Source organism: Microcoleus sp. LEGE 07076 (assembly GCF_015207455.1).
Lineage (GTDB): Bacteria > Cyanobacteriota > Cyanobacteriia > Cyanobacteriales > Microcoleaceae > Microcoleus.
Window position 1 is genome coordinate 1 of record NZ_JADEWV010000260.1, and the last position, 7,023, is coordinate 7,023.

Sequence of the window (7,023 nt, forward strand, 5' to 3'; positions counted from 1 at the left end):
CAGTAAAGGGAGGGAGGGGTTTTTTGGGAAGCAAAGCGAGAGGCAACGAGCTGGTGTCCGTCGCTGATAATGATGTTAGCTGAAAATTCTACTTGCTGAAGGTTTGCTAGCTGGGTCAAAGTTTTCAGCGTGTTTTGCAAAGCAGCTTGTACGGTGAGATTTTTGTCGGTCAATTCGTTGACAAATAAGCCGAAGATGTGCTCTGAATCTGTAGTACCGTTAATTGATTGATAAAGGGTATCGCACAGGCGATCGCGAATTGGCCTGTACAGAGTTTGGCGAAAATTTTTCACGAAGCCGTTGTGTACGAACAGCAGCCGATCGTACCCAAACGGCTGACAGTTGCTCAAATCTAGGGATTGTCCTGAAGTTGCACTGCGAACGTATCCGATCGCGCAGCCGGATTCAACGTATCGACTGATACTCGGCAGATTGATGTCGCTCCAAATTGGGTGTATGTTTTTATAGGTAAACGGTTCAGTCTCTAGGTGCGGGTGATACCAGCCGATGCCAAAACCGTCAGCATTAACCACCCCTGAAGTCATTTCGCGGGGCTCGTAACTCTGCACAACTAGGGAATGTTCCGGCTTGTACAGAATAGAATCGAGTAAAATCGGACTGCCTAGGTAGGCAAGCAAACGGCACATAAAATTTTTAGAGCAAATTGATTAGCATTCTAAATCATTCGGCGAAAAATTGCTCGATCGCCCGTCTTGTACCAGCACCGGGAACTGGGTTTTTGGTAAGCTGTTGTGCAAATAAAAATTGTATATTTTGATCACAATCAAAAATCGTCAAATCCTCTCCCCCTCTCCCTTCTCCCCTTCTCCCCCTCAATCGCCACACACAATCTATACGAGCAACAGCTTAGCTCCCTGCCAGCATCGCAGTACAAACGGTAAAGTAAAGGTAGAACCCCAGCAGCACAAGGAGACTCTTGAATGTTCCTCGACGAACTCATCCCAGTGGTAAAAGAATTGATCCAACAGCCCATCGCCTTTGCGGGCGGATTTTTTTCAGGTTTGCTTCGACTCAACCTTCACGAAGATCCCGTCAGAAGCTGGATTGACGAACAAGCCGGTTCGACTTCCTACACTCCTCCCTCAGCCGAAGTCACCAACACTAAAAGCACAGGGCCTCAGTCGATCTCGATCGATTAAGAAACAGCAGTAACTATTCGATCTATTACAAAGGGTTTGTCGGTGTGGCAAACCCTTTGATTCAGATGCGATCGCCGACATTGTTAGCTAGATAGCACTTGACAGTAAAATTAACAGGTTATTATATATAGCAACAAGCTCAGTTCGATCGACATGACTATCTATATTGGAAATCTCTCTTACCGCGCCACCGAAGAAGACCTGAAAGCAGTATTTGCAGAATACGGCACTGTCAAGCGAGTTGTCTTGCCTACCGACAGGGAAACCGGTCGGATGCGCGGTTTTGCATTTGTTGAGATGATGGAAGATGCCCAAGAAGACGCTGCCATCGGCGAATTAGACGGTGCAGAGTGGATGGGGCGTCCGTTGCGAGTAAACAAAGCCAAACCAAAAGAAGAGGGAAATCGAGGCAGCGGTTTTAACAGGAACAGCGGATATTAGTTCGCGATGCAGCGGTTGACATCCTCTCGGAATTAACCTGATGCTATGCCCCACCAGTGCCGAATTGCTAGCTGCTGTTGATTTTGGGGATGCAATGTCAAATCCGCTGCACAAAAACATCGACTGTCGATCGGCTTTACTTGATTCATACTTTTTGAGACAGTTTTTGAGACATAGTGTAGGCGATCGAGTCCACAAACCCGATTTCTTACCGGATACTTCGCCGCTAAAACCAAGATTTATCAGGAGAAACCGGGTTAATAATTGTCAGTCTTAGAAAGAGTAAATTCTGCCTTTTTCATCAATATAAACTGACCGGTCTTGCCTAGTGCGACCATCCGATCTAGCGATCCGAACCGTCACCAGATTTTTCTGAGAATCTACGCTATAGTCGTATTTCAAAGTTGTGGTTCCTCCTTTGACATTAATCGGAATATTGGCAATGTCGGCCGTGCGGTTGCTGACGCGAACAATGATGTTTTTGCTGGCTCCGACGGGTAAGGATGACAAGCCAACACCTGATTCACCGTATTCTAGGTTTAATCCGGTTTCATTTAAGAGTCTCAGGGTAATGTTCCGAGTAGTGTCTACCTGGGCTTGAGGCTGCCAAAATCCGGGTTGGGGGCCGCCGTTAGTTGCCGGTTGAGATAATGCTGGATGGGGATGCAGACAGCCGAGGGCGACAAATATTGCTGCGGTTGCAATAATTTTTGATTTCACTATTTTTACCTCCGGGTCAAGTGTTGATGATATTTCTATCTTAGCTTTAAAATCTAATTTTTTGATTTAGGACTTGCTGATTTAACCAAAAACCTAGATAACTCAATGGATTGAGAGAGATCACAAGTGTAGGAGGTGCAAGGAATAAGCTTTTCAACCATCAAAAGTCAATCACTTTCAACTTTGATTACTGACTATTCTTACCTCCTCTAATTCCGACTTCTGACTCCTGACTCCTGACTCCTGACTCCTACCCTTAACGAAAAGACTTTTTCAGCAAGCCCTATTTAGGACTTAGGTTCCCAAACCCGGCAGCCCAGGCAAAATTTGCGGTTGAGGGCAATATGTCTGTCATTCGATTTGAGATTTGAGATTTGAGATTTACCCCACGGATAAATTCGGGGCTTGAGGATTTTAGATTCACAGTCAACAGTCAACAGCCAGCAGTCAACAGCCAGCAGTCAACAGTCAACAATTCCCCAGGAGTGCAACCGGAATTGAGATCAATTGTTGATTGTCGATCGAGCGGCTTCTAGCAGCAAGCGCTTTTCGGCCCGGGCGATCGCCCTGTAAGTTTGTTCGGCAGCATCGACATTGACGGAAATAGACGAAATCCCCCACCGCACCAAGGATTCAACTATATCGGGATACAGTGCGGTCGCGTCGCCGCAGATCGAGCAAGGAATGCCTGCTGCCCTCGCCTGAAGGATTAATTGTTCGATCGCCCTCATTACTGCTCGATCGCCCCCGCTGAAACCACCTGCTACCTGTTCGGAGTTGCGGTGAATGCCTAACAGAAATTGAGTTAAATCGTTAGTACCGATGGAAATTCCTTGAACTCCTGCTTTTACATAATCTGGCAATAAAAATAATACCGAAGGAACTTCCGCCATGATCCACATTTGAAACTGGGCAGGTCGCTTTTTCCAAATTTTTTCTAAGCGCCCGCGGCAGTAGACAAACTCGTCAACAGAGCGCACGAAAGGCAAAATTAAATTGACATTTGTATGGCCCTCCTCGCAGATTTTTTGAAGTACGCACAGTTCCCAATCAAACAACTCGGGTTCAAAGGTATAACTAAAACTGTCGGAGGCGCCGGATTCGCGCAAATCGAGAGAGCGATAAAATATCGGCCGCGGCGTCACCGCAGCAGCAAATAAACTCAGGCAATGCGCCATGCGCGAGACAAATTCCGATTTGCGGGCGTTTTGCAGCAAAACTTTGGGGTTTTGACAGTCCAAAGCTTCCAATGCCATCAATTCCGATCGCAGCAATCCGATGCCGTCTATTGGCAAATTTTTCAGGCGCTCGATCGAACTTGTTTGGCTGACATTAACTAGCAGTTGAGTCGCCGTTGGCGCGCCCCAAACTGATTCGGGAGATTGTGCGGGTCGAGATTTAGGGCCGAGATTGGACGATCGCTCTGATGCAGACAATTGGTGGTTGGCTATTGACATTTTGGCGGCTGTGCTGTATACATCTGGATTGTTGACCGTTTCCCCAAGCAGGAGGCTGTCTGCTGTGCCAGCCGGATGTTGGGCGGTGGCAAAAACTTCTCCGCTATCGCCGTCTACCAACACCGAATCCCCCGAGGCGATCGCCCGAGTAGCCCCTGCAACTCCCACAACGGCGGGAATCCCCAACTCTCTAGCTAAAATCGCGCCGTGACCTGTCATGCCTCCTTCTTCGGCAACTACCCCAACAGCAACTTTCAGCCAAGGCAGCCAGTGCGGCTCGATTGTCCGGGCTACCAAAATACCTCCGGCTAAGAATTGGGCATTTTCTGGATGGGAATTAGTGATGACTTGGGCAATTGATTCGGCTTTTCCCGAGGCGGCGGCCAAACCTCTGAGTATCGCAGGAGTTCTTGCCGGGGCGATCTTCTTGACCCGTGTCTGCGCCAGTTTTTCCCTTTTAACCCCACGAATTCGAGTGAAATAAAACTGCGGTTCGCCACTTTTTTCTGTCAGGTTCAGCGTCCAATTCAAAATTAAATCAGAGTCAAATTCTGCCACAACTTTTTGGCTCAGTTCAATAAGTTTTTGCAGTTGTGATTCCTCTAAAACATATTCATTTTGTGCTGTCTCTGCTAGCGCCAAAACTTCCAGGCAACTGTCAGGAAAATCAAAATCTTGAAATGCAGAATTGGGAATTTGCCAAGCAGCAAACTTGCCGATTTGCAGTTTTTCTTTCAGTTTTGCGTCGCCCGCTTTGAGATTGTACGCTAATGTTTTGTAACCGAGCCGCTGGAATTTAACCGCGCCTGTTTCCGGCTGCACTTGATAGTAATCGGGAATGCTTGCTCCTGTAGCGAGGGACATTCCCAAACCGCAGGTTGCTTTGATTTCCCATGCTGCATCGGCCATAGTTTTCACCTCGCCCGCGGCGATCGCTTCCTCAATGGGCTGCACCAAAACAGCAGGATTGATTTGCTGTATCCGCAGACCGCACCGCTGCAAGTAAAATAGACTTCGGGCTCTGAAAAGTTCTGCCCAAGCTCGCTTGAGTCCGGTGCCAATTGCTTCTGCTTGTGCTGGTACTGCGTGAGATCCCAAGATTCCGGCTGTTTTCGGGTGCCAAGAAGTCAGGGAAGGGCGAAAAATTAAGGTTTTGGAGTTTGAGCTGAACTCACCAACAGCAGACTCTAGGCTCCTGAGCAACGAATCTGGCAGTTTGACGGCGAGAATTTGGCGGCGGATGCTACGGGCGATCGATTGCAGTTGTCTGGGTTCATCGACATTCAAGTGCAGGGAAGAGTGGGGCCAGTCAGCAAACAGCGGTTCCAGCCAGTCGATCGACTCTAAAAACTGCCAAAATGTTTGAGCCGGCACGACAAAACCGGGTAGAATTGGATGATTTTGGGCGAGCAAACAGCTCAAGTAAAATGCTTTTTCTCCCACTGCATCTCGGTCTGAAGGTTGAATTTTGTCTAGCCGGTAGAGGTTTGTCACGCCGAGACCCTATCCTTAGAAACTGATTTAATTTTGATAGTTTTTACGATTAATCAATTACCACAATTTTAGGATGAACAAGCGAAAATGGACGGGATCGGTCAAATCTTTTCTCAATCTATTTCTTAAGTCTAACTGTCCTCTTTGTCAGCGATCGGCTGCTGGAGAGTTTTGTGCGTACTGTCACAAGCAACTTCAGCAATGTCAGTTAGCCGATCCGAGTCGATTTTGGGACGATCGGGAGCGGGTTTTTGTGTGGGGCGAGTACGGCGGGACTCTGAAACGGGCGATCGCAGCTTTGAAATATGACGGCAACCCGCAATTAGCCCAACCTCTCGGCTCCTGGCTGGCCCAAGCTTGGCTGAGTTTTCCCGAACTAGCTATTGACAATTTAACAGTTGTACCCATTCCCATGCACAAAGAAAAAGTCAAGCAGCGCGGTTTTAACCAAGCGGAACTTTTAGCTGAAAGTTTTTGCGAGTTGACTGGTTTGCCTTTGCAGCGCCACGGTTTGGAGCGGCTCAAAAATACTCAGCCTTTATTCGCTCTGACAGCACAGCAGCGAAAAGCCGAAATGAAAGATGCTTTGATTTTGGGGAAAGATTTTCGCCGCCGCCGCCCGCGCGATCGAGTGCTGTTAGTTGATGATATTTACACTAGCGGTATTACAGTTAAATCGGCAATTGAAACCTTGAAAGAGTCGGGAATTTCGGTTTACGGCACTGCGGCACTTGCAACTCCCAACAAGAGCGGTAGGCAACCTGTTTTACCTTGAACTTTCAACAGGTTTTACGACACATCTAAATTGCATTCAGATGCCGAGAACTTATCACATCTTTTTCGGAACAACTAACCGCTAAGACGCGAAAAACGCGAAGAAAAAGCATAGAAAAGAGAGAATTTAGGATTGATTGAGGATTGTTGGAGGTTCTGCTCTCAGGGGGAACTGTTTGCTGATGTTCCAGCGGCTACCGTCGTGAAGCAGCAAGGTTAACGCGGCAGCGGTAAATTCAAATAACAGCTCGCGCCCGGAGAATTCCAACCAAGCTGTTTGAAAATTCTCCTGAGTTAAATCGCGAAATGCTACTGTCATGTGCGGTACAAATGGGCGAGTCTGAGAAACAGAATTGACTATTCCCAAATTTTCCCCTACATAACTCATCACATCTTTTTGCAGTTCCAGCAATGCTGGCGATTTGACAACATCAGCGTAAATGACGCGGGGCGCAAAAGCAGCAAAACCCGACATAGTAATCGGAATTGCCAGTCGGTTTGCAGCAAATGACTTTAAACTTTCTTCCAATTTCGCCACATCCGCTGCCGCCCACTCAAAAGTAGGTTGCAGCGTGATGTGCGGCGGCGACTTCAAAGCACCGCTGCTGTTGTAGTGTTCCGCAAAATATTCTTTAATCTCAGTCATCTGCTGTTGAATGTTCGGTGGCGGCACTAGACCAATAAAAAATCGCTGTTTTGACTGGTTCATAGGATAATACAATTTTAAGAAAGTTTTGCTGCTACAACAGAAGTATTGGGTTTGTTTAATCTTTTATTGTCTAAGGTGCCTCCATCGCTCGAAACAGTCGATCTTTTGTCAGGGATTTTTCGAGCGATCGGCGCACCCTACAAATAAGTTAGGCTGTTCCCAATCAAAAATCAAAAATCAAAAATCAAAAATCAAAAATCAAAAATGCCTTGGTTTGTCAAAATTAAGCAAGGAATTGTCGAAAAGCACGTATTTGACCAGTACGTGC

General features: G+C 47.1%; 7 protein-coding genes. 3 read left to right on the plus strand and 4 right to left on the minus strand.

Annotated features, from left to right (window positions below):
- Positions 1-647, minus strand: a 647-nt coding sequence (gene egtC / locus IQ270_RS26440) for an ergothioneine biosynthesis protein EgtC (RefSeq protein WP_193976138.1), incomplete at its 3' end; no start/stop codon positions are given.
- A 294-nt stretch (positions 648-941) separates the two neighbouring features.
- On the opposite strand from egtC, the gene IQ270_RS26445 reads away from it, so the two are divergent.
- Positions 942-1,160, plus strand: a complete 219-nt coding sequence (locus IQ270_RS26445; RefSeq protein WP_193976139.1) for a hypothetical protein — start codon at positions 942-944, stop codon at positions 1,158-1,160.
- A 153-nt stretch (positions 1,161-1,313) separates the two neighbouring features.
- Entirely contained in the window at positions 1,314-1,601 is a 288-nt protein-coding gene (locus IQ270_RS26450) for an RNA-binding protein (RefSeq protein WP_193976140.1), read from the plus strand.
- A gap of 273 nt (positions 1,602-1,874) precedes the next feature.
- Here IQ270_RS26450 and IQ270_RS26455 read toward each other — a convergent pair whose 3' ends face one another.
- Both IQ270_RS26455 and IQ270_RS32440 read right to left on the minus strand, forming a co-directional pair.
- Positions 1,875-2,321 (minus strand): hypothetical protein, encoded by a 447-nt coding sequence (locus IQ270_RS26455; protein WP_193976141.1) that lies wholly within the window; start codon positions 2,319-2,321, stop codon positions 1,875-1,877.
- Between the two features lie 503 nt (positions 2,322-2,824).
- Complete coding sequence (locus IQ270_RS32440) at positions 2,825-5,272, minus strand: putative PEP-binding protein (protein WP_193976142.1); 2,448 nt, start codon at positions 5,270-5,272, stop codon at positions 2,825-2,827.
- A 73-nt stretch (positions 5,273-5,345) separates the two neighbouring features.
- Between IQ270_RS32440 and IQ270_RS26465 the strand changes: the two genes are divergently transcribed.
- On the plus strand, positions 5,346-6,047 hold the full coding sequence (locus IQ270_RS26465) for a ComF family protein (protein WP_193976143.1): 702 nt from the start codon (positions 5,346-5,348) through the stop codon (positions 6,045-6,047).
- Positions 6,048-6,173: 126 nt separating this feature from the next.
- On the opposite strand, the gene IQ270_RS26470 is transcribed toward IQ270_RS26465, so the two are convergent.
- The gene (locus IQ270_RS26470) at positions 6,174-6,755 is read right to left on the minus strand and encodes a 2'-5' RNA ligase family protein (RefSeq protein ID WP_193976144.1); all 582 of its coding nucleotides are present in this window, start codon (positions 6,753-6,755) and stop codon (positions 6,174-6,176) included.
- Positions 6,756-7,023: the final 268 nt, after the last annotated feature.

Coding starts and splice junctions, on each gene's coding strand:
- IQ270_RS26445 (WP_193976139.1), top strand. CDS start 942: ATGTTCCTCGACGAACTCATCCCAGTGGTAAAAGAATTGATCCAACAG.
- IQ270_RS26450 (WP_193976140.1), top strand. CDS start 1,314: ATGACTATCTATATTGGAAATCTCTCTTACCGCGCCACCGAAGAAGAC.
- IQ270_RS26465 (WP_193976143.1), top strand. CDS start 5,346: ATGAACAAGCGAAAATGGACGGGATCGGTCAAATCTTTTCTCAATCTA.
- IQ270_RS26470 (WP_193976144.1), bottom strand. CDS start 6,755: ATGAACCAGTCAAAACAGCGATTTTTTATTGGTCTAGTGCCGCCACCG.